Below are 25,845 nucleotides of genomic sequence, written 5' to 3'. Positions count from 1 at the left end.
TTCTGCCGGTGATGCAGATGACAGCAATGGCACGGGTACCCTGATGGCCATCACGGGTCGTTTCGTGTTGCTGGCAGTTGCCGGGCTGGTTCCGTTGCTGCTGTTTCCGGCGTGGATCACCGTGCTGTTCATCGCTATCGGACTGCTGCTGCTCCTTGCCCTTGACCTTATCCTGGCGGCTTCCCCGGCCAAGCTGGGCTTGGTGCGTCAGCAACCGGGCAACGTCACCTTGGAGAGTCAGGTTGATTCCGTCCTCACGGTGACCAACCTGGGCCGCCGGAAGTTACGGGCGATGGTCCGGGACGGTTGGCAACCTTCCGCTGGAGCCCTGAACCCAGCCCAGCCGCTCGACGTTCCACCCGGCGAACGTCGCCGCCTGACGGTGTCCCTGCTCCCACGGCGCCGGGGCGATCTTGAAAGCCCGCACGTGACGGTCCGTTCGTACGGGCCCTTGCGGCTGGCCGCACGGCAGCGAACCAGGGCACTTCCCGGCCGGCTTCGAGTGCTGCCACCCTTCCATTCCAAACGGCATCTGCCATCGAAACTACGCAAGCTGCGCGAGCTTGATGGCAGGGCGGCCGTGCAGATCCGGGGCGCGGGAACGGAGTTCGATTCTCTGCGGGACTACGTTCGTGGGGATGACGTCCGGTCCATCGACTGGCGTGCAACTGCCCGTCGCACATCTGTGGTGGTGCGTACCTGGCGTCCGGAACGGGACAGGCGTGTCGTGATCGTTCTGGACACATCGCGGACCGCGGCGGCCAGGATTGACGACGAGCCGAGGCTGGACACTTGGATTGAGGCGGCGCTGCTGCTCGCGGTTCTGGCGGAACGGGGCGGGGACCGGGTTGACTTCCTCGCCTACGACCGGATGCTCCGCGCGAGGGTCGAGTCTGCTTCGAAAGGCAATCTCCTGGCGCAACTCGTTCAGGCCATGGCGACCTTGGAGGCCGAGCTCATCGAACTGGACTGGCAGCAGATCCCAGGCCAGGTGCGGGCCGTATCGGCACACCGCTCGCTTGTGGTGCTTTTAACAGCCCTCGACGGCGGCGCCCCCGAGGAAGGGCTTCTCCCCATGGTGGCCCAGCTGGTCCGCCAGCACGTGGTGGTGGTCGCGTCTGTCCGGGACCCCTTGCTGGCAGCCATGAAAGCCGGGCGTTCCACCGCCGGCCAGGTTTTCCGTGCCGCCGCCGCCGAACGCGCCCTGCTGGAACGGGCCGCCGTCACAGAACAATTGCGGCAACTCGGAGCTGAAGTGGTGGACGCCGAACCCTCCGAGGTCCCTCCCCTGCTTGCTGACACCTACATCCGGCTTAAAGCGGCCGGACGGCTCTAGGAAGGACTCCAATGAACGAAGCCATCTACCGGCTCGCCCTGGGCAATGATTTCAACAAGCTGGCCCCCGAACTACAGGAGTACTTCTCCCTGGCGGCAGGCTCCGGATCGTATGGAATTGGCGAGGGGGTCTTTGACGTCGTAGGGTGCCCGCAAAAATGGTTGCGTCCTTTGCTGGCCCTGACGGGAAGCGAAGAGGCCTTCTTCCCTGAATACGGCGAAGGCATTCCGTTCCGCATTGAGAACCATGCCCACGTGGATCCTTTCGGCCGGCAAGCCCTCACGGCACGGCGTGAAATCTACTTCCCATCCGGGACGCGGTTGTTCCACGACACCACGAGCGCTATCACCGCGCCGCAGGCCAGCTCCGTCACCCCCGCACCGGCCCGGTTGGTGGACCATGTCGGCCGCTACCGCCGCCTCGTCACGGACCTGGATGTAAGTGTCACGCCTAACGGCCGGCTGCGGGGCGTGTCGAAAGCCAGCCGGCTCTTCCTGGGTCCATTGCGCATTCCGTTGCCGGCAGCCCTGGACGCAAAGGCCTTTGCGGAGCAGTGGTGGGACGGGGACGAGGGCAAGCACCGCATCCAGGTCAAGGTCATCCAACCCCAGATCGGCGTCGTGCTTGTCTATGCCGGCCGCTTCGATTACCGGTTGGCGCCCTACCTGCCCGGGGCAGCCCAAGGCACCTCACTCCCCCGCTATGCGGAACCGGATCGCTGGGAAAAGAGGATCTAGCCCCTGCCAATCAACCCTGGGACAGGCCGGTCAACCCTGTGACAGCTGGTCCAGGCCGTCAGCCACCTGTGTGAGTCGGGCAAGCACTTCCTTGGCTGTGGCGGGCTTCACGTGGGCGAGTCCCGTAGCCGGCGTCAGTCGCAGTGCCGGCAAGGCCGACGCCGGGAGACCCAGTTGGCTCCAAGGCCGCCAAATGCTTTCCACGATCTCGGCCGTCCGCGGAAGCCTGGCATCAGTGTCTGATGTGGGCATCGCACCGGCCCACACACGCTTGCCGGCTTCCACTGCTGCGGCAAGGTGCTCCCATTGGCGGGTTGTCAATGCCTTCAGCGGCACAGCAACGCCATCGGCGCCCGCATCAAGTATGCGATCAATCGGCGCCTCTATCTCCGGTACGGCTACCACAATTTCGACGGCGCCCGCTGCCCTGAGCCCATCGATCACCAACCGCCACGCTCCCGCAACCTCCTCGCCCGGGATGGACCGCAGGGTGCGGTAACCACTCGCCGTCGGGATCGTGCCGCCCATCACTGCGGCAATGTCCGGCTCGTCCAGCTGGACCACAATACCCGCTCCAGGGACCGCTTCCGAGATCCGCTGGAGGTGTTCTGCGACTCCGGCTGCCAGTGACTCTGCAATGTCGCGGCGCGCTCCAAAATCGAGGAGGGCCCGCTCTCCGTTGTGCAGGTACAAACCGGCTGCGAGGCTCAGGGGACCCATCAACTGGACCTTGATCCCCCTGGCTGAAACCTCTTCTGTTCCAGCGACGTCAGCCAGGATGTTGATGTCAGTGGCAAGCGCGGACCGTCCCCGCTGCGCGTCTTTTCCCGGCCGGTCCACCAGTCTCCAACCATGTGGTTGAACATCCACGGCCAAGTCCACCAGCAACGATGCTGTCCTGCCTACGGCATCGGATCCGACACCACGGTCCGGCAGTTCAGGCAGGAACGGAAGGTGGGGGTCCCCCAATTCGCCCCGGATGATCCGCAGGGATTCCGCAGGGTCGATCCCTGGCCATGGGCCAAGAGCCGTCGCGCTGACCCGTTGTACTTCTCCTGACATATGTTCAGGCCTGCTGGCTGGAGATCTGGTGATCCTCTGCGATGGCCTCATGATGGCGGATCACTTCACTGATGATGAAATTCAGGAACTTCTCGGCAAATGCGGGGTCAAGATGTGCGTCCTCGGCCAGGCGGCGAAGCCGGGCGATCTGGGCTGCTTCGCGTCCGGGGTCGCCCGCGGGAAGCTTGTGGGTGGCCTTGAGAATCCCTACTTTCTGCGTGGCCTTGAAGCGTTCCGCGAGCAGGAAAACGAGTGTGGCATCAATGTTGTCAATGCTGGACCGGATGGAGAGCAGCTCATCCATGACGCCGCGATCCACCTGGCCCGCGAGGGAACTCGCTGACGGGTTGAAGGAATCGTGGTCTTCGGGGAGGGCACTGTTCTGCTCGGTCATGGTCCCCAGTCTATGGGGTGCGGCGGTAGCGTTGCCGGTGTTACCTGACTGCGTCCCGCCAGCGGTGTTCCCATCGCGGGAATCGGTGCAGAATGGCAGCATCACTGCACTCGACCAAGGGAGATTCCATGAAAATCGCTGTCCTGGGAACTGGAATGGTGGGGCACGCCCTCGCTGGCAAGCTGGTGTCCTTGGGCCACGAGGTCATCATGGGTTCCCGTGAATCCGGAAATCCCAAGGGCGAGGAGTGGGCCCGGCAAGCTGGTCCGCGCGCCCGTGCGGGCTCTTTCGCGGAAGCGTGCGCAGAGTCCGAGCTGATCGTGAATGCAACACCCGGTACTGTGAGCCTGGCCGTCCTCGCTGAAGCCGGCGACACCACCCTGAACGGCAAAATCCTCTTGGATGTGGCAAACGCCCTGGATGGATCAGGCGGTTTCCCTCCTTCGCTCACCGTCTGCAACACCGACAGCATCGCCGAGACCATTCAACGGACCTACCCCGGGGTGCGGGTAGTGAAATCGCTGAACACGGTCAGCGCCCCCGTGATGGTGGATCCAGGGCGGCTTCCGGGCCCACATGACATGTTCATGGCGGGAAACGACGCGGATGCCAAGTCCACAGTGTCAGGCCTGCTGCAGGAGTTTGGTTGGGCGCCCGAGCACATCAGGGACCTCGGTGGACTCGACGCCGCCCGCGGAATGGAGATGTGGCTGCCTTTGTGGCTAAGGATCTTCATGCAGCAGCCGAAGGGAAAGATGTTCAACATCGCCATCGTGTCCGAGTAGCGCACCAAGGCCCAGAACGAATGAAGGCCCGCCACAGTGAACTGCTCACAGTGGCGGGCCTTCGTTGCGTTCAGCCTGCGTGCGGGTTAGCCGCCCAACAGCGCGCGGTGCGCTTCCCGGCGTCGTGCTTGTTCATCAGGGTCCGGAACCGGCAAGGAGGCGATCAGCCGCTTGGTGTAGTCGTGCTGGGGCGAGCCCATCACATGGTTGCCGATGCCCTGCTCCACCAACTGTCCCTTGTACAGCACGCCAACCCAGTGCGACAACATGTCCACGACTGCGAGGTCATGGCTGATGAACAGGGCCGCGAAGCCGAACTGCTCCTGGATGTCCTTGAACAGGTCCAGAACCTTGGCCTGCACTGAGACGTCCAGCGCCGAGGTTGGTTCGTCGGCAATCAACAGGCGTGGGTTGAGCGCCAACGACCTCGCCAGAGAGGCGCGCTGCCGCTGTCCACCGGACAGCTCGTGCGGGTAGCGTTGCGCGTACGACGCCGGCAACTGGACTGACTCGAGCAGCTCACCTACCTTTTTCCGCGCCTCAGCCGCGCTCGGCTTGGTGTGGATAATCAACGGCTCAGCGACGCACTCACCGATGGTGAGGTGGGGGTTGAACGAGGCCGCCGGGTCCTGGAAAACGAAGCCGATCTCCTTCCGCAGCGGACGGAAGGTCCGCTCCTTGAAGTCCAGCATTTCGTAGCCGAGGACCTTCAGGCTGCCGCCGGTTGTCCTTGTCAGCCCTGCGATCGCCCGCCCGATGGTGGATTTGCCTGAGCCGGACTCCCCCACCAAACCGAAGACCTCATTCTCGGAGACAGTGAAGCTGACGTTGTCCACAGCTTTGAAGCCATGGCGCCCAAAGCGCCCTGGGTACTCGATGGTGAGGTTCTTCGCCTCAACGAGGACCTTGCCATCCTGATGCAACCGGCCACGGGCACCTTCCGAGGCTGAGTTGCGGCCAAGGTGCGGGACCGCCGCGAGGAGCTTTTTCGTGTAGTCCTGCTTTGGTTCCGCGAACAACACCCTTGAGGGCGCTTCTTCCACCACATCGCCCTGGTACATGACCACCACGCGGTCAGCGAGGTCGGCCACTACCCCCATGTTGTGGGTAATCAACACGATTGATGTGCCGTAGTTGTCCCGCAAGTCACGGAGCAGTTGCAGGATTTCCGCCTGTACTGTCACGTCAAGGGCTGTCGTTGGTTCATCGGCCACAATCAGACCAGGGTTCAGTGCCAATGCGGCGGCAATCACCACGCGCTGCTTTTGCCCACCCGAAAACTGGTGTGGGTAGTAGTTGACCCGGGTTTCAGGGTCCGGAATACCCACCTTGCGCAAGGCTTCCGTGGCCCGTTCCTTCGCTTCCCTGGAAGATACGCGATGGCCATCCTTGGCGTGGGCGCGGATCCCCTCGGCAATCTGCCATCCAACAGTGAACACGGGATTCAATGCTGTGGAGGGCTCCTGGAAAACCATGGCGACGTCGCGTCCACGGATCTTTCGAAGCGCGGATTTGCTGACACTGATCACGTTGTTGCCATTGATCACCACGGCACCGGAGCTGATGGCTGTTTCAGGCAGCAAGCCCAGAATGGTCTTGGCCGTCACGGTCTTGCCGGAACCGGACTCCCCCACGATCGCCACGACTTCACCAGGCTTAACGTCCAGGCTGACGTCCTTCACCGCATGGACGTCTCCGCTATCGGTGGCAAAAGTTACCTTGAGCCGGTCAATGGTGAGGACGGGTTCACTGGCGGCCCCGGCGTCGGAAATGTTTCCGAGGTTGGTGGTCATGGCTTACCTGCCTCTGTAGCTGTCGGGGTTGCTGGGGTTTTCGTGGTGCCTGCGCGCTTTCGGCCACGGATCCGGGGATCGTTGAGGTCGTTGATGCTTTCGCCAACCAGCGTCAGGCCCAGGACGGTCAGCACGATGGCGATGCCAGGGAAAACACCGGTCCACCAGATACCGGAGGAGGTATCGGCCAGTGCCTTGTTCAGGTCAAAGCCCCACTCTGCAGCCGATGTTGGCTCGATGCCGAAGCCCAGGAAGCCAAGGCCTGCAAGCGTAAGGATCGCTTCGGAGGCATTGAGCGTAAACATCAGGGGCAGGGTGCGCGTTGCGTTCTTGAAGATGTGCCGTCCGATGATACGCAGGCTGGATGCACCCAGTACCTTGGCCGACTCGACGAAAGGCTCGGCCTTGAGCCGGATGGTTTCGGCGCGGATGACCCGGAAATACTGGGGCACGAACACCACGGTGATGGAGAACGCACAGGAGAAAATACCGCCCCAGAAACTGGACTGGCCACGGCTGATGACGATCGAGATGACGATTGCCAAAAGCAGGGTGGGGAAGGCATAGATGGCGTCCGCCACTACTACAAGGATCCGGTCCAACCAGCCGCCGAAGTAGCCGCTGAGCAGGCCCAGGGCGACGCCAAGGAAAAGTGACATTGCCACGGACACGACGATGACGGTCACGGCCGTCTGGGATCCCCATAGGACACGGGACAGGACGTCATAGCCGCCCACAGTGGTGCCAAGCAGGTGTTTGGCACCCGGTGCCTGTTGGGTGGGGAAGGAACCGGACGCATCGCTGAGTTGGGAGTAGCCGTAAGGGGCCAGAAGCGGTGCGAGAATGCTTGTCAGCAGGAACAGCCCGCTGAGGACAACGCCCACTATCAGCATGCCCCGTTGGAGGCCAACGCTTTTCCTGAGGTGGGAAACCACTGGAAGCCGGGAGAAGAGGGGCTGCTTGGGAGCAGTCAGTGAAGGAGTGCTCATGGTCAGTACCTCACTCGGGGATCGATGAGCGCGGCAATGATGTCCACGATGAAGTTGGTCACGGCGACGATGATGGCCAACAGCACCACAATGCCTTGGACAGCCACAAAGTCACGGGCATTCAGGTATTGCACCAGTTGGTACCCCAGGCCCTTCCATTCGAAGGTTGTCTCGGTCAGGATGGCGCCGCCGAGCATGAGCGCAATTTGCAGGCCCATGACAGTGATGATGGGGATCAGTGCAGGCTTGTAAGCGTGTTTGGTAACCAGCCGGAACTCGCTAACGCCACGGGACCGGCCAGCCTCAATGTAGTCCTTTCCCAGCGTGCCAATGACGTTTGTCCGCACCAGCCGCAGGAAGACCCCTGCCGTCAGCAAACCCAGGGCCACGGCCGGCAGGACAGCGTGGGATGCAACGTCTCCAAGAGCGGCAAAGTTGCCGCTGCGGAGCGCGTCCAGCCAGTAGATGCCTGATGGAGCTCCGAGGCTGCTCATGGTCAGTTCCGTACGGGTGGAGGCGCGTCCTGCTACGGGGAACCATCCGAGCCACACCGAAAAGGTCAGTTTGAGAAGCAGGCCCGAAAAAAACACCGGAGTGGCATAGCAGAGAATCGCGAAGAACCGCAGGACTGCGTCGGAGGTCTTGTCGCGGTGTTGGGCTGCGATGAGTCCGAACGGGATACCAACTGCGAGCGCCACGATCAATGCGTTGATCGACAGCTCAAGTGTTGCGGCACCGAAGGTGGTGAGTACCTCCACGACGGGACGACGATCAGTGATCGTTGTGCCAAAGTTTCCTGTGATGAGTTGGCCGAGGTATTCGAAGTACTGGATCAGAACCGGGCGGTCATAGCCGGCATCATGGATTCGCTGTGCCAGTACATCCGGCGGGAGGCGTCCGCCCTGGGCAGCCGTGATGGGATCTCCAATGACCCGCATCAGGAAGAAGACCAGCGTCACCAGAATGAAGACGGTGGGGATGATCAGGAAGAACCGGATCACGATGTATTTTCCGAGGCCTCCCCCGGCCTTGGACTTGCTTTTTGGAGCTACTATTCCGGGCTCGGCCTCGGGTACCTCTATAAGTGTTGTCATTGTTACCTGTATTTCCTGCCCGCGGATTGCGCGGGATTGGCTCGTGCATGCCGGCCACGAAAGTGGTCAGCAAAGGAGGCGGGACACCGGATCAGCGTCCCGCCTCCTTCCCACCACAGAGGCGTGGTTACTTGGAAATCGTTCCGAGGCGGAACTTGAAGGATGCGTCCAGCGTCTTCTCGACGCCGTTCACGCCGCTTCCGGCCACCGCAACCTGGGCGCCCTGCAGCAGGGGAAGGGTTGAGATGTCCTTGGCGAGCGCGTTCTGGACATCTTTGATGTCCGCCTCACGCTTGGTCTTGTCAGCCTCGGTCAGCTGCTTGGCGATCAAGTCGTTCACAGTGGGGTTGTTGTAGTGGTTCTTCAGGAAGCCGCCGTCCGGGAAGAACGGGGTCAGGTAGTTATCGGCGTCGCTGAAGTCGGGGAACCAGCCAAACTGGAACACAGGGTACTCGTCAGCGCGGCTCGCCTTGCTGTAGGTAACCCATTCAGTGGACTGCAGGTTGACCTTGAAGAGTCCGGACTTCTCCAGTTGTTCCTTGATCATGGCGTACTCGTCACCGGAGGAGCCGCCGTAGTGGTCCGGGTTGTACTGCAGGTTCAACGCAACGGGCTCCGTGATTCCGGCGTCTGCCAAGACCTTCTTTGCCTTGTCCAGGCTCGGCTTTCCGTTGTCTCCATAGGCGTCCTTGAATGACTCGTTGGCGCCAAGGAATCCGCTGGGAACGTTGGAGTACAGCGGGAGGTAGGTGCCCTTGTAGACCTGGTCCGCGATGGCCTGCCGGTCCACGAGATTGGCTACGGCTTGCCGGACGGCGAGCGCCTTGGCGGGATCAGCGCCGGCTGCCTTGGTGCCGAACGGCATGGTGTCGAAGTTGAAGGTGATGTAGCGGATCTCGCCGCCCGGTCCCGTCAACACCTTGACCTTGGAGTCTTTCCGAAGGTCATCAACATCCGTGGCACTGAGGCTGCGGAAGGCGACGTCGATGTTGCCCTGCTGGATGTCCAGCTTGAGGTTGGTGGGGCTGGCGTAGTACTTGATGGTGGCTTCGTCGTTTGCCGGCTTGCCAAGGACACCTTTGTAGTCGCCGAAGGCCTTGAAGCTGACAAGTTCGTTCTTCTTGTAGCTATCGATCGTGTATTGGCCGTAGAAGGCCTTGGCCTTGATGATCTCGTCGTCAGGAAGGATCTTGTCCGCGGGGAAAACTTCGTCGTCGACAATGGGCGCCGCAGGACTGCTAAGGATCTGGCTGAATGTCTGGTCGTTTGCCTTCTTCAGCTTGAAAACCACCGTGGTGGCGTCAGGAGTGCCCACACTCTCGATGTTGGTCAGCAGGGATGCCGGGCCGGCGGGGTCGTTGATGGCGACCTGCCGGTCAAAGGAGAACTTGACGTCTTTGGAATCCAACGTGTGTCCATTGGCCCACTTCAGACCGGACTTGAGCTTGACGGTGTATTCGGTCGGTGCCGTGAATGAGGACGACTCCGCAAGGTCCGGGACCGGTTCTGCACCCCCAGGCTTGGAGTTCAACAGGAACGAGTAAATCTGGTTCATCACCATGAACGAACCATTGTCATAGGATCCTGCCGGGTCCAATGCGGTGACTTTGTCTGTGGTGCCGTAGGCGATCGGGCCGGCGGCAGCCGGGGCGGACGAGGAACCGCCGCCGGAGGGGCCCGTGCATGCAGTCAAAGCGAGGGCGGAAACGCCCGCCAGCGCGATAACGCCATGCAGGGCCTTCTTCTTCAGTGCCATCTGTGAACCTTCTGTTCGATGGATTAGGCGCACCGCCGTGGGATATTTGTGACGGAGCGCACTCTTGATTCCACGATTCAATCAGACTTCGGCGCCCCGGGGACCTTGATTTGGTGATTCGAGACACAATATTTACCTACGAGTAGGTTTGCCCGGGGACGCCAAAGCATTGCCCCCGGAGGGTCGCAGGAATATCTTTATTCCGAGTTGACAAGCGCTGATCACGGGCAGGCGGAACGCGGCCGTGGACAGCATCCAGGCGGCGGTTCAGGGGGCCGCCGAGGTAATGGGTGCAAGGACCAGTCCTAAGGACAGCAACATGAGCAAGGCAGCCCTCTGCGTGGGGATCAACAAGTTCAAGTATTTACCCGAATCGAGCTGGCTTCACGGTTGCGTTAATGACGCTGAAGACCTGGCCGCCCTCCTTGAGGCGCAGTATGGATTCGCATCCTCCAGCATCAAGGTCTTGAGGGATGCCAAGGCCAACAAAAAGTCCGTAATGGCCGAACTCAACAAGCTGGTCGATAGCGCGGTGGACGGAAAATCCAACCACATCGTCTTCACCTTCTCCAGCCATGGCACGCAGATACCCGATGTCAGCGGCGATGAAGCCGACCGGCTGGACGAGGCCTTCGCCTGCTATGACATCAACAACTCCGGCGACTCATGGGACCCGGACACAGTGATCACGGACGATGAGCTGGCGACGCTCTTCGCGCGGCTGCCGGACGGTGTCCTCATGGATGTTGTGCTGGACACCTGCCACAGCGGTACTGGACTGAAGTCCCTGGACCTGTTGCCAGGCCGGCGTCCCCGCTTCCTGCCCGCTCCGACGCCCCGGGCCGTGATCGCGAACGAGTTCAGCGACACACGCACCCTGCGCGACCTGGTGAAATCTGCAAAAGGGGCCAAGCCCGTGCTGATGGCAGCCTGCCGATCGGACCAGACGGCTGCGGACGCCCTCATTGACGGACGCTACAACGGCGCCTTCACCTATCACTTCGTGAAGTCCCTTCAGGGCAATGGCACTGTAGTCCGCGCGGAAGTCCTGAAACTGGTGAGCAAGGGTCTCAAAGGCGGCGGTTTTGATCAAATCGCCCAATTGGAAGGCACGACGGCGGCACGCAAGGCTGCGTGGGGCAGCTAACCCTTGGCTGGCGCCCAAGGGGGCATCAGCTATTCCCCCGTGCCGTGGAACTTGTTCCTGACGCCGGAAGATGCGGCTTCCTCGGCGTCGTGCTGTTGATCTGAACCAAACAGCATGCCCTGCCGCTCCCTGTCCATTACCGGTTTGAGCGCGGCGTATACCAGGCGGCCACCGGCGTCGAACCTGAGGACTCCTCCACCGCGGATATCTACGAATTCCCGCCGTGTCTTCAGGCCAAGGCGGACATAGGCCTCCTTACGGCTCATCCGCACTGTTTGAATGAATGATGCCCCGATTTCGGAGATGACGAAGCCGTCCGGTGACACGCGTTCGGACGTACGCACCCGCGTGGAGCTCAGTGGTGTGCGCCGCTCGAGGCGGGCCGCGTCCAGGAGCCTCGGGTTTTCCCACACGAAGCGTTGCACTTCCTGGGGGTCTGACCCCAGGGCCGAGAGCCGGATGGGATAGCGAAGCCCCTGGTAGTTATCCACCCCGCTGATGTTGTTCAGCGACACCCGGCGGATCCCGATGGCCGAGAATTCCGCTTGGAGGGCATCGCGGTAGCTGTAGGTGTCTTCCGGGACCATGTCCAGGTCCGCGGCAATGATGCCACGTAAGAGGTCGCGCCAAGTGACGTCCACAGGTGGCATGTAGGAAAGGCCCCTGATCACCATTCGCAGAACCCTCATGGCCACAATGGAACCGGATTCGGCTTTCTGCTGCAGGCTTTGGTTGTCCCCAAAACGGGCATTTCTTTCCGACCACAACCGCTGGACGGCCCGGAGTACTGCCCCGACCACCACCGCCCCGCGGGCGTGCGGATCCAGCATGGTTTGCCACCCGTCAGGAACGGCGCCAACAAATGGTTCCCTCAGGGGACCACGGGCGAAAAGGTCCCTTGCAAAGTCAAAGAGGGACCTTATCAGGATCGCGTCGTCCACGACCTGGCCTGCTTCGAAGCCTTCCCCGGCAGCTTCAAGTTCCCGGAAGACCACCTCACGCGATGAAAACACCGACAGTATGGCCACCAGGTCTGCCAGTGCCTCATGCATGGCAAGTTGCTCCATGGTGGCCAGCTGGTCCGCCCATGCCGGCCGGAAGCCGTCAAGGATCGCATGGGTGACTTCGTGGGCAACGATGTCCCTGTAGAGGGCGGTGGGTACTTTGTAGCCCATGCGGTCCACCGAGCCGAAGCGGATGGTGTTGGTACCGCGCTCATATCCGGTATCGACAGCTGTGACACGATCCCTTGCCTTCAGGACCACCCGCCCCTCCGGATTCCAGGGCATCCGCCGGCCGAGGGTGGATTCGAAGATATCCAGGGTGCTCATGGCCACGCCGTAGACGTGCTGGGCGAGGAAGCGGGTATCGTCCAGGAGTTCGCGAAGGTCCGTGGGTGGAGGTTCTGAAACGAGTTGCCAGGGGTCGCCTTGGCTGGTCAGGGTAACGGGCGACACATTGGTTCCGCGCCACTTGCGGATGTGGATCGCGTAGCGGTGTCCAGTGGGGCCACGCCGGAGCCGCTCGACGGGTATCCGGACTTGGGCTGTCAGCGGTGGCGCCCCGCCAAAACCTATCGGCCCCTCTGCAAGGACCGTTACGGAGACCATCTGCCCGGCTTTGATGTCTCCCGGGCTCTTCTTTGGAAATGCCACAGCCATCGCCATCTTCGAATGCGGACCCCAACACACCGCAGCGGTTGTGCTGCTTAGGCCAGTATGGGGGCCCTCAAACCCGGAGGCAATAATCCGGTAACGGCTAGAGCACTGCCCTCTGCAAGGAACGCGCGGCGTCGATGGTTGCCTGTCCCAGTACCCGGGTGCCCTGATAGAGAACAATGGTCTGGCCAGGCGCCACTCCCCGCAGCGGCTCGGTCAGGGTGACCACGAGTTCCGCCCGCTCGACACCCTCTTCATCGGCAACCGGCTCAACGTGTGCACGGGCCGGAACGGGGTCGCCATGCGCCCGCACCTGGGCGTGGCATTCGAATTCCGCACCGGTCTCAACCTCGGAGATGGGCAAACCGGCCCAGGACACCTTGATTCCGCGGATTTCATCGATGGCAAGGAGCGCTTCCGGCCCCACGACAACCTTGTTTTCCTTTGGCCGGATTTCCAGGACGAACCGGGGCTTGCCATCGGAGGCCGGCGTGCCCAGCTTCAGTCCCCGGCGCTGGCCGACGGTGAAGGCGTTGGCACCGGGGTGCTCCCCTACCTTCGTGCCGGTTTCGTCCACGATGTCGCCGGTTGTCATTTCGATTTTCTCGGCCAGCCAGCCACGCGTATCTCCATCGGAGATGAAGCAGATATCGTGGCTATCGGGCTTGTTTGCCACCGACAAACCCCGCCTTTCGGCCTCGGCCCTTACCTCGGCCTTGGAGGGAGTGTCCGCAAGCGGGAACATGGAGTGCTTAAGCTGCTCGTGCGTCAGGACGCCCAGGACATAGCTTTGGTCCTTGGCCCAGTCCGCCGCACGATGCAGTTCGCGGTTGCCGTCGGCGTCTTCGATTACTTTGGCGTAGTGCCCGGTGCACACAGCGTCAAAGCCCAGGGCAATGGCCTTCTCCAGCAAGGCAGCAAACTTGATGCGCTCGTTGCAACGCATGCACGGATTCGGGGTGCGTCCGGCAGCATATTCGTCGATGAAGTCCTGGACGACATCTTCCTTGAAGCGTTCGGAGAAGTCCCACACGTAGTAGGGAATCCCCAGGACATCACAGGCGCGCCACGCATCGCGGGAGTCTTCAATGGTGCAGCATCCCCGGCTTCCGGTGCGAAGGGTGCCGGGCATGCGAGACAACGCAAGGTGGACTCCGACGACGTCGTGTCCGGCCTCGACGGCGCGGGCGGCGGCCACGGCGGAGTCGACTCCGCCGCTCATTGCTGCAAGTACTCGCATGCTGGCTTTCCGTGATTCAGGGGGTTTTGAATGGTGATTCCGGCTGAGGCGAGCCGGCACGCCCAACTATTCTAGCGCCCGCACCAATGTGCGCGCTAAATCCCTTGACTGGGCATAGGACGAAATCTAAAGTCAAAGTAAGTTGTTTTAGAAGAGCCAAGACAAAGGTGGGCTGAAATGACGCATGAACGAATGGTCATCGCCGGCGGCGGCCTGGCTGGTGCAACCGCAGCAAAAACCCTTCGCTCAGAAGGCTTTGCCGGACCAGTGACCCTCCTGACATCCGAGGAGCGGATCCCTTACCTTCGGCCGCCCCTTTCCAAGGAGTTCCTTCTGGGCAAGGACGACGAGGATAGCGTCCCGGTGGTGCCGGCTGGCTGGTACGAAGAAAACGACGTCGAACTGCTGTTGGGCAATCCCGCATCGGGCATCGACGCGGGAAGCCGCACCGTCACGCTAAAGGACGGCCGAAGCCTGGACTACGCCAAGTTGCTGATAGCCACCGGGGCGCAACCCCGGCAGATTCCGCTGCCTGGCACGGACCTGGAGGGAGTCATGACATTCAGGACGTTCGGGGACAGCCTGCGCCTGCAGTCCCTGCTCCGGGACGGCGGCAGGCGTGTGGTCATGGTCGGTTCCGGATGGATCGGCATGGAATTGGCCGCAGCTGCCCGCACTTACGGCAATGATGTGGTCTTGCTTGGCTTGGAGGAAATCCCCCTCAGCGCCGCCATCGGCCCTGAGCTGGGCAACTACTTCCGGGCACTCCATGAACAGAACGGTGTCAGCTTCAGGCTGCCCGCCAGCGCTGCCGGCATCGAAGGGAAGGATGGCCGCGCAACCGCAGTGCGGACCGACACCGGCGAGGTCCTGCCCGCAGATATCGTCATCATTGCCGTGGGGGTTGTGCCCGACACATCGTTGGCGGAAACAGCGGGGCTGACCCTGGACAACGGAGTCCTGGTGGATTCCGCGCTTCGCACCAGCGCCCCGGACATCCTGGCAGCAGGTGACGTTGCCAACGCCCTGCATCCCTTCACGGGCGAACACCACCGCAGCGAGCATTGGGCGAACGCACTTAATGGCGGCAAGGTGGCTGCCAAGACGATGCTGGACCAAAATGCCGCCTTGGATGTTGTCCCGTATTTCTATACGGATCAGTTCACCCTCAGCATGGAGTACTCGGGTTTCCCCTCGCTGGCCACCGGCGTAGAGCCTGTGATTCGCGGCTCGCTCGATGACGGCAGTTTCATCGCGTTCTGGATGCGCGATGGCCGGAAGGAGCAGGGCGAAGTGGTGGCCGGCATGAACGTGAACATGCGGCGCGTACAGAAGCCGATCAAGGCACTGATTTCAGGCCGGGTGCAGGTGAACATTGCACATCTCACGAGTCCCGACGTTCCCCTTGAGGACCTTTTGCCCGGCGACTGACTTTCGCGACCCGGCTTTTGCCGGGGGCCTCATTGCCGGGCTAAGACGCCGGGGCTCCCCGCCGCGCTACGGTTGCCGCTGTCTGGATGTTTGATTCATGACCGGCCATGCCTGCTTGACGGGCCCGGGCGCAAGCCTCGGGAAGCGCCTTGAGCAGGGCATCGAGGTCGGCGTCCGTAGAGCTGTGCCCCAGCGTAAAGCGCTGGGCGCCACGGGCAGTGTCTTCGTCCAGGCCCATGGCCAGGAGGACGTGCGAAGGGCGGGGCACCCCGGCGGTGCAGGCCGAACCGGTAGATGATTCAACGCCGGCGAGGTCCAAAAGGAACAGGAGCGAATCTCCCTCGCAACCGGGAAAAGTAAAGTGGGCGTTGCCGGGCAGTCGGTCTTCCCCTGGCGCCCCACGGAGCACAGCGTCCGGAACGGCCTGCCGAACCCCGGCAATGAGACGGTCGCGCAGCTTGCTGATGCGCTGACCCTCGGCGGCAAGGTTACCGGTTACGGCCTCCGCAGCCGCCGCGAAGGCAGCAATGGCGGGCGTGTCCAGAGTCCCCGAGCGCACATCGCGCTCCTGCCCACCTCCGTGTTGAACCGGAGTCAACTTGATGGACCGTCCGAGGAACAACGCGCCCACGCCAACGGGCCCGCCGAGCTTATGCCCCGAGACGGACATTGCAGCGAGCCCGGAAGCCCGGAAATCGACCGGAATGGAGCCGAAGGCCTGGACCGCATCCGAGTGCACCGGAATCCCGTATCGGTTGGCCAGCTCCACTATTTCTGCGACGGGCTGAATGGTGCCCACTTCGTTATTGGCCCACATCACCGTGACAAGCGCGACAGAGTCGGGGTCGCGCTGGAGTTCACGCTGCACGGCATCAAGCTGCACCGCACCCTCTGCATCCACCGGCAACCACACGGCCTCGGCTCCCTCATGACGCTCAAGCCACTCCACAGTGTCCATGACCGCATGATGTTCGACGGCGGAACACAGGATGCGGGTCCGGCGGGGGTTTTCGTCATGTCGGGCCCAGAAAAGGCCCTTGACGGCCAGGTTGTCAGCCTCAGTCCCACCCGACGTGAAAATTACCTCGGACGGGTGGGCTCCAGCGGCCGCCGCCAACGATTCGCGCGCATCTTCCACCGCGCGCCTTGCCCGCCGCCCGGCTCCATGGAGGGAGGACGGGTTGCCGGTTCGCGCCAGCTCGCGCGTCATAACGGCAAGGGCTTGGGCCGACATGGGAGTGGTGGCGGCGTGGTCGAGGTATACAGGCACGTTGCAATTCTACCGGCGGCGTCATTTCATAGACCGCGAAAGCGTCAGGTCCTGGGGTCAGGTTTGGGGGTCCGGTTCCAGGCTGCCAATCCGCGCACAGCAATGACCAGGGCCGGAATCCGGAAGGACGCTCTCACCACTGAGGCCGGATGCGGTGGCGGCGCCCTTAAGGAACGCGCCATTCATGGCGCAGACCACCTGCTCATGGTCCTGCGAAAGCCGATGGAACGGACAGTTAAGCAGTCGGTACCCTCCCGCTTCATCAGCCACTGGTTCGTAGCCGAGGTCCGCCAAAGCACCCAGGAAATCGCCGGGCCTGCCCGCCTCCTGGCCCTTGCGGTCCGCAACATCCATCAACGCTTCCCGCACGGGCAGGTCCCCTTTCAGGGAACGCGTGATAGCTGTGGCCATCAAATCCCCGGCGAGATCGTACTGGCGCTCAGGGACGGAGGCAACAACCTCATCCACGGCTGGGCGGTAGAGCTTGGCAGGCCGGCCGGAACCGGGTCCGGCTTTGTCAGAGGACTTCCTGAACTCCACTTGCAGGACTCCATCCTTCACCAATCGATCCAAATGGAAGGAGGCCGTGCTTCGGGGAATACCGAGAACACGGGCCGCTTCGTCCCGTCCAACGGCGTCTGCAGCCCCGCGCACGTAGGCGAACAACACCCGGCGGTTGTCGTCGTCCAAGGAGGCGATCGCCGAAATCCTTTGGAGCCAAGAGTGGCGTGCAGTGGTCATACAGTCAGAATATCTCTAAAAACAAGATTCGTTGCTTAACCTTGGGATGAGATCTAAAATCAAGATACCTATTTTTAGAAAGGAATGCGTCATGGAAGCCGCAACGACCCATATGAGCAGGAAGTCCAGCCACGGCGAACTCAGGGACCCTTCCCGGCAGGCCTTTATCCTCCTGAGGACGGTCTTCACGATTGCCCCGATCATTTTCGGGCTCGATAAATTCAGCAATCTCCTGACGGACTGGACTGTCTACCTGGCGCCCGCAGCCACCGCCGTCGTACCTGTTTCAGCGCAGACCTTCATGTATGGCGTGGGAGTCATCGAAATTATCGCCGGCATCGTCGTCGCCCTGCGGCCGCGCTGGGGATCCCTCGTTGTCGCCGCCTGGCTGCTCGGCATCATCGTCAACCTGCTGGTGCTTGGCTCGTTCTTCGACGTCGCGCTGAGGGACTTCGGCCTGCTGGTCGGAGCACTCGCGCTGAACCGCCTGGCCACCGCCCTCAAGAAATAACACTCAGGCTGGTGGGACCACGGCCAACCCGGACTGGACCTCAGCCCTGGCCTTGGCCAGGGTCCCGCTATCCGGACAAGCAATCGATATGTAGATAGAGGAAGCCGGGCTGCTGAAAAGCCTGGCGAGAACCAAAGCCGCGGTGGCACCGGAAGACGGAGCTGATTCCAAGGCCAAAAATTCCACTCTATGTTCCGGCTTGCCGGAATCCTGGCCCCACCGCAATGAGGCCGGCGTTAGCTTGTCCACATCGGCCCCGGGATCCAGGTAGCGGAACAGTTCCTTCGTGGACGCGGCGTCATCCCCGGGAACCACCAATGGGCCCTGGTTAACGCTGACCCTGACCACCACCACGCACCCATCAGTCTTCGCGAACCGGGTTTCACCTTGCAGGCCGGAGTGCACAACGGACCACCCCGGCGCTTCTTCCAGTTGGCTGGATACCAATACCGGATCTCCGGGCGCCAAGGTTTCTCCCGCGGCCAAGGGCAGGTCCTTCGCGGCGAGAGCCTCAGCATCGTGTCCGGGCGTAATGGTTGGAGTGGACAGCGTCGAGGCCGAAGGTGAAGGCTTTGGCGCTGCGGGATCAGGCACGTTCACACTGCATCCCGCAAGCAGCACAGCCGAAGCAGCCACGGCAGCCAACCCAGGCATGGGGGCCACCATGCCCGGGACCTGTCGTCGTCCAACACCCCGTGCCATAGGCGGTCCTCTCTTTTGCCGACGAGCCACTTCTGCCGCCACCGAGTCTAACCTCCCGCCACAGCGGACCGTGGCCAGCGGGCCAGCGCGAAATGCCTCGCCCCTCCCAAAACCAAACTGCTCAAGCGACTAGGCAAGGACCCGCAGACCCCCGGGCACAACCTCGACCTCCACAGGCAATCTGCCCACGCGCTCGCCGTCGGCGTAGGCCACGACACCTTCTGCCTCCAGCCGCACTTTCCGTACCCGCCGGATCTCCACGGCCGGATGACCAAGGTGTTTGCCGGCGAACACCTTGGGAAACACCGCCAGGAAATTCAGCCGCGACAACGGCTTGACGATAAACAGATCCAGCCGCCCGTCGTCGGGCAACGCATTGGGCGTAATTCTCATGCCGCCGCCGATCGATTGGCCGTTCGCCACCGAAATCAGCAATGCCGGCTGCCGCCAGTGCTCGCCGTCGGCCGTCACCGTGTATTCGATACGCCGGAAGGAACCGAGTTCCCGGAGCATCGCCAGGTTGTATCGGCTCTTTCCCTTGGGCCACCGCCACGAGTTCGCCCTCTCGTTAACGGCAGCGTCAAATCCGGCAGACAGGACCCCCGCAAAATAGCTGCTTCGCCCGGCGGCGGTGACGCGTCCGGCGTCGATCTTCCGCCCGCCCGATGCCATTGATGCCAGCAGGCGGTCGCATGCCGCCTTTGTGTCCCCGAGTGGCAAGCCCAGCAGCCTGGCAACATCGTTGCCAGTGCCGGCGGGAACAATTCCCAGCGGAAGATCCTTTCCGGCGAGCGCATTGACACCCAAATGGACCATGCCGTCCCCGCCCACCACAACCAGCGCACTGATGCCTGAAATTATGGCCTCATCAACCAGGGTCCGGAGGTCGTCGTAGCTTCCGGCTTCCAGCACGACGACGTCACAACCGGCGGCTCGAATGCAGGCTGCGGCCTCGTCCCCGGCGAGGCCGTGGCGTCCGAACGATGCTGTTGGATTGATGGCAAGGGCGATCTTCTCCGCCGAGTGCTTGGGATTCTTGGGCGCCGGAGGATTCACCTGGTGAATTATGCCAGCCGGGAACCACCGCGCCCGCTGCCGACGTTCTCATAGTGGCTGGATAAACTGGCCGTACCGCCCCGACAGTGGAGCGGCCCACCATCCTAGAGAAGGGCCTGTGCTTGGCCGAGGGCAGCAGTTCCCACTATCAGGTTCTTCGCGTGTCCGTCACTGCGACGGACAAGGAGATCAAGGTGGCATACCGGAAGGCCGCCCGGAAGGCCCACCCCGATCACGGCGGCGAAGCCGAAATGTTCCGCCGTGTAACGCTCGCGTATGAAACCCTGATCGATCCGAAGCGTCGGGCCGAGTATGACCGGAGGTATGCCAGCGGCACCACCGGCCGCTCCCAACCGCGTCCGGGCGACTACACAGGCGCGCCTGCGCCGGGTCCGGCGACCAGCACGGGAGTCAGGCGTCCGCAGGCCCCGCGCAACACGGCAGGCGATCCGCCCGTCTACGTTCCCGCCTTTGATGACCCTCTTGAGGTTCCCCTCATTTCGATGGCAGAAGCTGCCCAGCAGGTCCACGGCTTGCCGCGAAAGCGCGGCATTTTTGGAGCCGAAGCCCGCATCCAACGCGAGATGCGGACGGTACAGCTCATCAGCAGGCAGGTCCTGCCTGCCATCCCGGCCGCAAGGCTCATCAACGGGCTCCGCTCCCCCTCTGACAACAACCACATCGACCACGCGGTACTGTCGGGTTACCGGCTGGCATTGGTTGGTTCCATGCTGTTGCCCAAGGGCGCCTACGCGTGGGACGGCAATTCGTTGCGCCACGGCGGCCGGTCGGTGGCTCCGCCGCAGCTGGCCCACATCGTCCGCCATATGCAGGACATCTTCCCCGAGTTGAACGTCACCGGCTGGGTGGTCCTGCACAGTCCTGACGGCAACCTGCACGAACCAGTCATTGACCAGTACGGAAAAGGGCAAAGCCATAACGCGGTTGAGGTAGTCAACGGCGCAGGATTGGCCCGCGGCTTGAAGCAGTTCCTTGGTTCAGGACCAGCACCGAACACCGTGGTGGTTCCCGTTCTTGCCCGCTTGCTCCGCGGCATGCACTGACATCCTGCTTTCGTGGACGCTGGCTGACTCATCATGAAGCCAGCTCGATGGAACCGGCTGGGTCCGGACTGGCTAGGATGGGACGGTGTTCCGCATCCTCTTCCACACTCCAGAAATCCCGGGCAATACGGGCAACGCCATTCGTTTGGCCGCCATCACCGGCGCCGAACTCCATCTGGTGGAGCCTCTGGGCTTTGACTTTTCCGACGCCAAGCTGCGACGGGCGGGCCTGGACTACCACGACCTCGCCGTCGTCACGGTCCATAAGGACATTAACGCAGCCTGGGCTGCCCTGCAGCCTGAGCGTGTGTTTGCTTTTACGTCCGACGGCGAAACGTCCTACACGGATATCAACTACCGCGAGGGCGACGTACTGATGTTCGGCCCTGAATCTGTCGGCCTCCCGGATTGGCTGAAGAAGGATCCGCACGTCACGGCCCGGGTGCGGCTCCCGATGCGGCCTTCCCTGCGTTCATTGAACCTGGCAAACGCCGCGTCCATCGCCGTTTTCGAGGCGTGGCGCCAGAACGGATTTGCCGGCGCCAAGGTATAGCCCATCCGCAGCGCCCGCAGCTGCGAATAACCTATGCAGGATCAATTCCTGCCTTGGACATTCGATGAGGGAGCCGATGTGAGCGCGCTGGAGGCCCTGGTGGTGGCAAACCGCTGCACGGCTGTGCGCACAACGACGCGCCCTCGTGCTGCGGGTTTCAAACCACACGACTTATGCTGGACAGTGATGGACATCCCCAACAATCCCGGTCCCCCGGTCGTCGAGACTTCGGGCACGGCGACAGACTTGAACTCGCAGCTCACAGGCCTGCTTGAATTGATTGCTGCAGGCGATCAGGTGGCCTTCGCCGAGTTTTACCGGCTGACCTCCAAACGCGTCTTTGGCATGGCCAGGCGCATCCTGATCGACTCCGAGCTGAGCGAAGACGCCACCCAGGAAGTTTTCATCCAGGTCTGGCAGGGCGCCGCCCGGTTCGATCGCGCGTCCGGCAGCCCCATGGCCTGGCTCATGACCATCGCTCATCGCCGTGCCATCGACCGCGTCCGTGCCGTGCAGGCAGCAACGGACCGCGAAGCCCGGTACGGCGCAGCGAGCCAGGACCTTGATCGCGACGTCGTATCCGAGGAAGCCGACACGAACTTTGAGGCCGAGGCCGTCAGCAGGTGCCTTGGCACATTGACGGATACCCAGCGCGAATCGGTCCGCCTCGCCTATTACGGTGGGCTCACTTACAGGGAGGTTGCGGAGCACCTTGGTGCCGCGGTCCCTACCATCAAGTCCCGCATCCGCGATGGACTCCTGCGCTTGAAGACCTGCTTGGGGGTGGGCTGAATGAGCGAAAACAATGGTGGAGGATTTGTCCGCAGAATGTTCGCCAATGACATCGCAACCGACCTGGCCGAGGGCCGCGTCCTCGAACTCGCGGAAATCTATGCCTTGGATGCTGTCACCGAATCGGAACGGGCCCTGATTGACGATTACGTCAAGGACGCTCCGGAAGGTCCAGCGTTCCAGGAGCGGGTCCGGCAGGCCCGCGAGACCCTGGTGGCAGGTTTCGCTCCCGAGGAAGAGCCGCCCGCCGCCCTCTTCGGCAACATCATGGACCGGATCGCTCAAGACGCTGCTGCACAGCCGGCTGCAGACGCGGCCCCTCCGGCGGCACCTGGGACCGTCGTCGATGAACTCGCCGCCGCCCGGACCAAGCGCGCGGAACGCCGAAGCTTCAGTGGCGGGCGCGCATGGCTGGTGGGTGCCGCGGCTGCTGCTGCCATAGCGTTGGGCGGCGTGGGTGTCGGTGCATACGTTGCCGCCCAGAACGACCCCGTGAACCAGGTCCTCCAGGCCCAAGATGTCCAAAAGAAAACTGCAGAGGTTCCTGGAGGTGGCACGGCAACGATCTCCGCTTCCTCCGCCAAGGACTCCTTTGTGGTATTGATGGACGGCGTCGCCCCGGCCCCCGAGGGCAAGGTCTACCAGTTGTGGACGTTGCCGAAGGATGGGTCAGCCCCTGTGCCGCAGGGCACTATGGACGCCCAGACATTGTCCAAGCCGGCAGTGGTGAAGGGGTTGTCTTCAGCTTCCTCAGTAGCCATTACGGTGGAGCCTGCTGGCGGGTCAAGCTCACCCACGCAGCCGCCTGTGCTGGTGGTTCCGCTGAGCGCCTGATCCCAGCCGGGAATGACGTCAACGCTTAAGGCCCGACGGCGGCCGTCCCACCAAGGTGGGCCGGCCGCCGTCGTTCTTGCCTTCAGGTGAATCGCAGCTACAAAACCAGCGACAAGAGCATCACGAACCCGAAGCCAACCACGGAGATCAGCGTCTCCATGACGGACCACGTCTTGAACGTCTGGCCGACCGTCAGCCCGAAGAGCTCCTTGACCAGCCAGAATCCGGCATCATTCACGTGCGAGAGGAACAATGAGCCTGCTCCGATAGCCAAGGCGAGCAGAGCCGCATGGGTGGGGGTCAAACTGCTGGCCAGCGGCGCGACTATGCCCGCAGCAGTCACGGTTGCAACGGTCGCCGAACCCGTGGCGAGGCGGAGCGCTACCGCCACGATGAAGCCCAGCACGAGGACGGACATGTTGGCGCCTTCTGCCCACTTCTTGACGGCGTCACCCACGCCGGCACCAATCAGTGTCTGCTTGAAGCCACCGCCAGCTCCGACGATCAAAAGGATTGCGGCGATGGGGCCCAGGCTGTCGCCCAGCTTGGCGGTGATCTTGCTGCCCGTGAATCCCACCGCGTATCCAAACGTCACAATGGCGGCCAGTACCGCCAACGTCATGGCGACCAGGGGCTGGCCCACGAAATCGAAGAAGATCCTGATCATCGGAGCGGTCGCTGCGTCCGGCCAGATGATGTCGCCCAACGCCTTGAGCAGCATGAGGACCACAGGGAAGATGATGGTCAGCAGCGTCACCAGGAACGAGGGCTGGCGCTTGACGTCACTAAGGTCTGCGCCGTGCTTGGTGTCGATGCCACCAGCCACGGCGGGAGCGTCCACCGGAACCCAACGTGCGGCCAGCCGCGAGAAGAGCGGGCCACAAATAATGACCGTGGGAATGGCGACAAGGATACCCAGGCCCAGTGTTGTGCCCAATTCAGCCTTTACGGCGCTGATGGCGATCAGGGGTCCGGGGTGCGGGGGCACCAAGCCGTGAAGAACGGAAAGCCCCGCCAAAGCCGGTATGGCTATCCGCATGAGCTTCATCCCGGATCTCTGCGTCACAAGGACAATCACGGGCAGCAGGAGCACCAACCCGATTTCGAAGAACATCGGCAGCCCAATGATCACAGCCACAAGCGTGATCATCCAGACGATCTTGTTGCCGGTGGCCTTCGCCAACAAGGTGTCCACTACCCGGTTGGCCCCGCCCGAGTCGGCAAGCAATTTGCCAAGCATGGCGCCCAAGGCAATGAGGAGGCCGACTTCCTTGAGGACTCCCCCAACTCCGTCTTCGAAGTTGGTAATGACTTTGCCCAGCTCCACACCCGAGGCAAGCCCAACAAACGCCGAGCCCAGCACCAGGGCCAGGAATGGGTGGAGTTTCAGCTTTGCGATCAGAACCACGATCAGCGCAATACCCAACGCCGCCACCACAAGAAGCTGGGTGTCGTGCCCGGACCATTCCTGCACCTGTGTGGCCGTTTCCAGCGCGATCATGAGGCTGCCGTTTCGGAACCCGCGCCCAGGGGACGCAAGCCGAGCCGTTCGATGACCTCGTCCGCCTCCTCAGCGGGCGAGGCCGAAACACACAGCGAGATGTAGTTCTCGTCTTCCGTGGGTTCCTCAAGTGCTTCGAACTGGGACTCCAGGAGCGAGGGCGGCATGAAGTGGCCGTGCCGCGACGCGAGCCGGTCCGAGATCTTGTCTTTGCTCCCTTGCAGGAAAACGAAGACAACCCCTTCGCCCCGGAGCACGTCGCGGTACTTCTTCTTCAATGCCGAGCACGTGATGATGGCCGGCGTACCGGCATCTGTGTGTTCCCGGATCCACTGGGCAATAATGCCAAGCCAAGGCCACCGGTCCTCATCGCTGAGGGCCTGGCCCGAGTGCATCTTGGCCACATTCGCTTCCGGATGGAGATCGTCGCCTTCGGCGAGATCCCATCCAAGCTTGCCGGCCAGTACGCCGGCTACAGTCGACTTGCCCGAACCGGAGACTCCCATAATCACCAGCACGGGTTGCTGTGCAGTCTTCGCCATCAAAGTCTGCCTTCCTCGAATAAATATGATTTAACCGAGGTCCAGCATATGACACGGGTTACATATCGGCAATGTCAAAAGCCGGCGATAGTACTGGATCCGTTGACGGACACTACGTGGAAACTCTCGGCGCTTGCCCCGGCAGGAAGCCCTGCACGGGCACCGTTGGCCATCAACATGCCACGGACCACGCGCTCCATCCCCTCGATGTCCGGGTGCTGGCTCGCGTGGATGCGGATGGCATCGAGCTTGGCATCAACATGCTTGGTGACGTCCACGAAATGGTTCTCACGGCCCTCTGGACTGGAGATAAACCAGAGCCAGGGAAGCTTGTAGGCCATAAGTCCGGCCTCAGCCAACTCAGGGTAGGCAAAGGGATTCTCCACGGCGGGATAAACCGCCCTGGTTACGGCCTCCCCGGCTGCGAGGTGATCCGGGTGGCTCTTCTGAAGGCGGTCCCAGTTCCGTTCCGGGTGCATGGTCAACACGATGTCCGGGCGGATTTCCCGGATGAGCTTCACAACCTGCTTGATGACGTTGTGTGTCGGCTCAAGGTAGCCATCGTGTTCGTGCAGGTACCGGATGTCTTTGACTCCCACCAACTCTGCCGCACGTTGCTGTTCCGTGGCACGGAGTTCGATAATGCGTTCCCGGTCAACGGGATCAAACCCGCCGGCGTCGCCATCAGTCATGATGCAGTAGGTGACCTGTACGCCGGCAGCAGTCCAGGCAGCTATGGTTCCTGCGGCTCCGAAGTCGATGTCGTCAGGATGGGCAGTAAAACAAAGCACCCGCTCAACACGCTCCGTGGAGGTGTTGAACGGGCTCTTTGCTGACGAAACGCCAGAAGTCAAAGG

25 protein-coding genes are annotated in these 25,845 nt (G+C 62.3%); 10 read left to right on the top strand and 15 right to left on the bottom strand.

Annotated elements, in window-relative coordinates:
- Positions 1-43: 43 nt before the first annotated feature.
- Positions 44-1,336, top strand: a complete 1,293-nt coding sequence (locus J2Y41_RS12740) for a DUF58 domain-containing protein (RefSeq protein WP_224091099.1) — start codon at positions 44-46, stop codon at positions 1,334-1,336.
- Between the two features lie 11 nt (positions 1,337-1,347).
- The gene (locus tag J2Y41_RS12735; RefSeq protein ID WP_224088093.1) at positions 1,348-2,073 is read left to right on the top strand and encodes a DUF4166 domain-containing protein; all 726 of its coding nucleotides are present in this window, start codon (positions 1,348-1,350) and stop codon (positions 2,071-2,073) included.
- Between the two features lie 30 nt (positions 2,074-2,103).
- On the opposite strand, the gene J2Y41_RS12730 is transcribed toward J2Y41_RS12735, so the two are convergent.
- Together J2Y41_RS12730 and J2Y41_RS12725 are read right to left on the bottom strand one after the other, a co-directional pair.
- A complete protein-coding gene (locus tag J2Y41_RS12730) occupies positions 2,104-3,135 on the bottom strand; it encodes a hypothetical protein (protein WP_224088094.1) in 1,032 nt (343 codons plus the stop codon).
- A 4-nt stretch (positions 3,136-3,139) separates the two neighbouring features.
- Complete coding sequence (locus J2Y41_RS12725; RefSeq protein WP_224088095.1) at positions 3,140-3,529, bottom strand: chorismate mutase; 390 nt, start codon at positions 3,527-3,529, stop codon at positions 3,140-3,142.
- 128 nt (positions 3,530-3,657) lie between these two features.
- Between J2Y41_RS12725 and J2Y41_RS12720 the strand changes: the two genes are divergently transcribed.
- Positions 3,658-4,314, top strand: a complete 657-nt coding sequence (locus J2Y41_RS12720) for an NADPH-dependent F420 reductase (protein ID WP_224088096.1) — start codon at positions 3,658-3,660, stop codon at positions 4,312-4,314.
- Positions 4,315-4,400: 86 nt separating this feature from the next.
- Here J2Y41_RS12720 and J2Y41_RS12715 read toward each other — a convergent pair whose 3' ends face one another.
- From J2Y41_RS12715 to J2Y41_RS12700, 4 genes are all read right to left on the bottom strand, one after another.
- Positions 4,401-6,107, bottom strand: a complete 1,707-nt coding sequence (locus J2Y41_RS12715) for an ABC transporter ATP-binding protein (RefSeq protein ID WP_224088098.1) — start codon at positions 6,105-6,107, stop codon at positions 4,401-4,403.
- Entirely contained in the window at positions 6,104-7,096 is a 993-nt protein-coding gene (locus tag J2Y41_RS12710) for an ABC transporter permease (protein WP_224088100.1), read from the bottom strand. The genes J2Y41_RS12715 and J2Y41_RS12710 overlap by 4 nt, the downstream gene beginning before the upstream one ends.
- A 2-nt stretch (positions 7,097-7,098) precedes the next feature.
- Positions 7,099-8,190 (bottom strand): ABC transporter permease, encoded by a 1,092-nt coding sequence (locus J2Y41_RS12705; RefSeq protein WP_224088102.1) that lies wholly within the window; start codon positions 8,188-8,190, stop codon positions 7,099-7,101.
- 127 nt (positions 8,191-8,317) lie between these two features.
- Positions 8,318-9,946 (bottom strand): ABC transporter substrate-binding protein, encoded by a 1,629-nt coding sequence (locus tag J2Y41_RS12700; protein ID WP_224088104.1) that lies wholly within the window; start codon positions 9,944-9,946, stop codon positions 8,318-8,320.
- 319 nt (positions 9,947-10,265) lie between these two features.
- Here J2Y41_RS12700 and J2Y41_RS12695 point away from each other — a divergent pair, with 319 nt between their 5' ends.
- Positions 10,266-11,093 carry a caspase family protein gene (locus tag J2Y41_RS12695; protein ID WP_309928791.1) on the top strand — a complete coding sequence of 276 codons (828 nt, stop codon included), beginning with the start codon at positions 10,266-10,268 and terminating at the stop codon, positions 11,091-11,093.
- Between the two features lie 29 nt (positions 11,094-11,122).
- On the opposite strand, the gene J2Y41_RS12690 is transcribed toward J2Y41_RS12695, so the two are convergent.
- Together J2Y41_RS12690 and mnmA are read right to left on the bottom strand one after the other, a co-directional pair.
- Entirely contained in the window at positions 11,123-12,748 is a 1,626-nt protein-coding gene (locus J2Y41_RS12690) for a hypothetical protein (RefSeq protein WP_224088110.1), read from the bottom strand.
- Between the two features lie 103 nt (positions 12,749-12,851).
- On the bottom strand, positions 12,852-13,973 hold the full coding sequence (gene mnmA / locus J2Y41_RS12685) for a tRNA 2-thiouridine(34) synthase MnmA (RefSeq protein WP_263422309.1): 1,122 nt from the start codon (positions 13,971-13,973) through the stop codon (positions 12,852-12,854).
- A 195-nt stretch (positions 13,974-14,168) separates the two neighbouring features.
- Between mnmA and J2Y41_RS12680 the strand changes: the two genes are divergently transcribed.
- On the top strand, positions 14,169-15,422 hold the full coding sequence (locus tag J2Y41_RS12680; RefSeq protein ID WP_309928787.1) for an FAD-dependent oxidoreductase: 1,254 nt from the start codon (positions 14,169-14,171) through the stop codon (positions 15,420-15,422).
- Between the two features lie 40 nt (positions 15,423-15,462).
- On the opposite strand, the gene J2Y41_RS12675 is transcribed toward J2Y41_RS12680, so the two are convergent.
- Together J2Y41_RS12675 and J2Y41_RS12670 are read right to left on the bottom strand one after the other, a co-directional pair.
- Positions 15,463-16,692 (bottom strand): cysteine desulfurase family protein, encoded by a 1,230-nt coding sequence (locus tag J2Y41_RS12675; protein WP_309928786.1) that lies wholly within the window; start codon positions 16,690-16,692, stop codon positions 15,463-15,465.
- A gap of 57 nt (positions 16,693-16,749) precedes the next feature.
- A complete protein-coding gene (locus J2Y41_RS12670; protein WP_309928785.1) occupies positions 16,750-17,433 on the bottom strand; it encodes a helix-turn-helix domain-containing protein in 684 nt (227 codons plus the stop codon).
- Between the two features lie 91 nt (positions 17,434-17,524).
- Here J2Y41_RS12670 and J2Y41_RS12665 point away from each other — a divergent pair, with 91 nt between their 5' ends.
- Positions 17,525-17,944, top strand: a complete 420-nt coding sequence (locus J2Y41_RS12665) for a hypothetical protein (protein ID WP_224088118.1) — start codon at positions 17,525-17,527, stop codon at positions 17,942-17,944.
- Between the two features lie 3 nt (positions 17,945-17,947).
- On the opposite strand, the gene J2Y41_RS12660 is transcribed toward J2Y41_RS12665, so the two are convergent.
- The gene (locus tag J2Y41_RS12660) at positions 17,948-18,646 is read right to left on the bottom strand and encodes a hypothetical protein (protein ID WP_309928780.1); all 699 of its coding nucleotides are present in this window, start codon (positions 18,644-18,646) and stop codon (positions 17,948-17,950) included.
- Between the two features lie 129 nt (positions 18,647-18,775).
- Positions 18,776-19,702, bottom strand: coding sequence for a YegS/Rv2252/BmrU family lipid kinase (locus J2Y41_RS12655; protein ID WP_309928777.1), 927 nt, complete (start codon positions 19,700-19,702; stop codon positions 18,776-18,778).
- 122 nt (positions 19,703-19,824) lie between these two features.
- On the opposite strand from J2Y41_RS12655, the gene J2Y41_RS12650 reads away from it, so the two are divergent.
- The 4 genes from J2Y41_RS12650 to J2Y41_RS12635 all read left to right on the top strand — a co-directional run bounded on the left by J2Y41_RS12650 (position 19,825) and on the right by J2Y41_RS12635 (position 22,945).
- On the top strand, positions 19,825-20,766 hold the full coding sequence (locus J2Y41_RS12650; RefSeq protein ID WP_224088120.1) for a J domain-containing protein: 942 nt from the start codon (positions 19,825-19,827) through the stop codon (positions 20,764-20,766).
- 85 nt (positions 20,767-20,851) lie between these two features.
- Complete coding sequence (locus J2Y41_RS12645; protein WP_224088121.1) at positions 20,852-21,319, top strand: tRNA (cytidine(34)-2'-O)-methyltransferase; 468 nt, start codon at positions 20,852-20,854, stop codon at positions 21,317-21,319.
- Positions 21,320-21,505: 186 nt separating this feature from the next.
- Positions 21,506-22,111, top strand: a complete 606-nt coding sequence (gene sigK / locus J2Y41_RS12640; protein WP_396133541.1) for an ECF RNA polymerase sigma factor SigK — start codon at positions 21,506-21,508, stop codon at positions 22,109-22,111.
- Positions 22,112-22,945, top strand: a complete 834-nt coding sequence (locus tag J2Y41_RS12635; RefSeq protein WP_224164784.1) for an anti-sigma factor — start codon at positions 22,112-22,114, stop codon at positions 22,943-22,945.
- 97 nt (positions 22,946-23,042) lie between these two features.
- On the opposite strand, the gene J2Y41_RS12630 is transcribed toward J2Y41_RS12635, so the two are convergent.
- From J2Y41_RS12630 to J2Y41_RS12620, 3 genes are all read right to left on the bottom strand, one after another.
- Positions 23,043-24,446: a gluconate:H+ symporter gene (locus tag J2Y41_RS12630; RefSeq protein ID WP_309928771.1), complete on the bottom strand. Its 1,404-nt coding sequence runs from the start codon at positions 24,444-24,446 to the stop codon at positions 23,043-23,045.
- The gene (locus tag J2Y41_RS12625) at positions 24,443-24,988 is read right to left on the bottom strand and encodes a gluconokinase (protein WP_309928769.1); all 546 of its coding nucleotides are present in this window, start codon (positions 24,986-24,988) and stop codon (positions 24,443-24,445) included. The genes J2Y41_RS12630 and J2Y41_RS12625 overlap by 4 nt, the downstream gene beginning before the upstream one ends.
- A gap of 74 nt (positions 24,989-25,062) precedes the next feature.
- Positions 25,063-25,842: a PIG-L deacetylase family protein gene (locus tag J2Y41_RS12620; protein ID WP_309928766.1), complete on the bottom strand. Its 780-nt coding sequence runs from the start codon at positions 25,840-25,842 to the stop codon at positions 25,063-25,065.
- Positions 25,843-25,845: the final 3 nt, after the last annotated feature.

The organism is Arthrobacter sp. 1088 (genome assembly GCF_031455315.1).
Taxonomy (GTDB): Bacteria; Actinomycetota; Actinomycetes; order Actinomycetales; family Micrococcaceae; genus Arthrobacter.
This window is presented reverse-complemented; position numbering and strand designations above follow the sequence as displayed.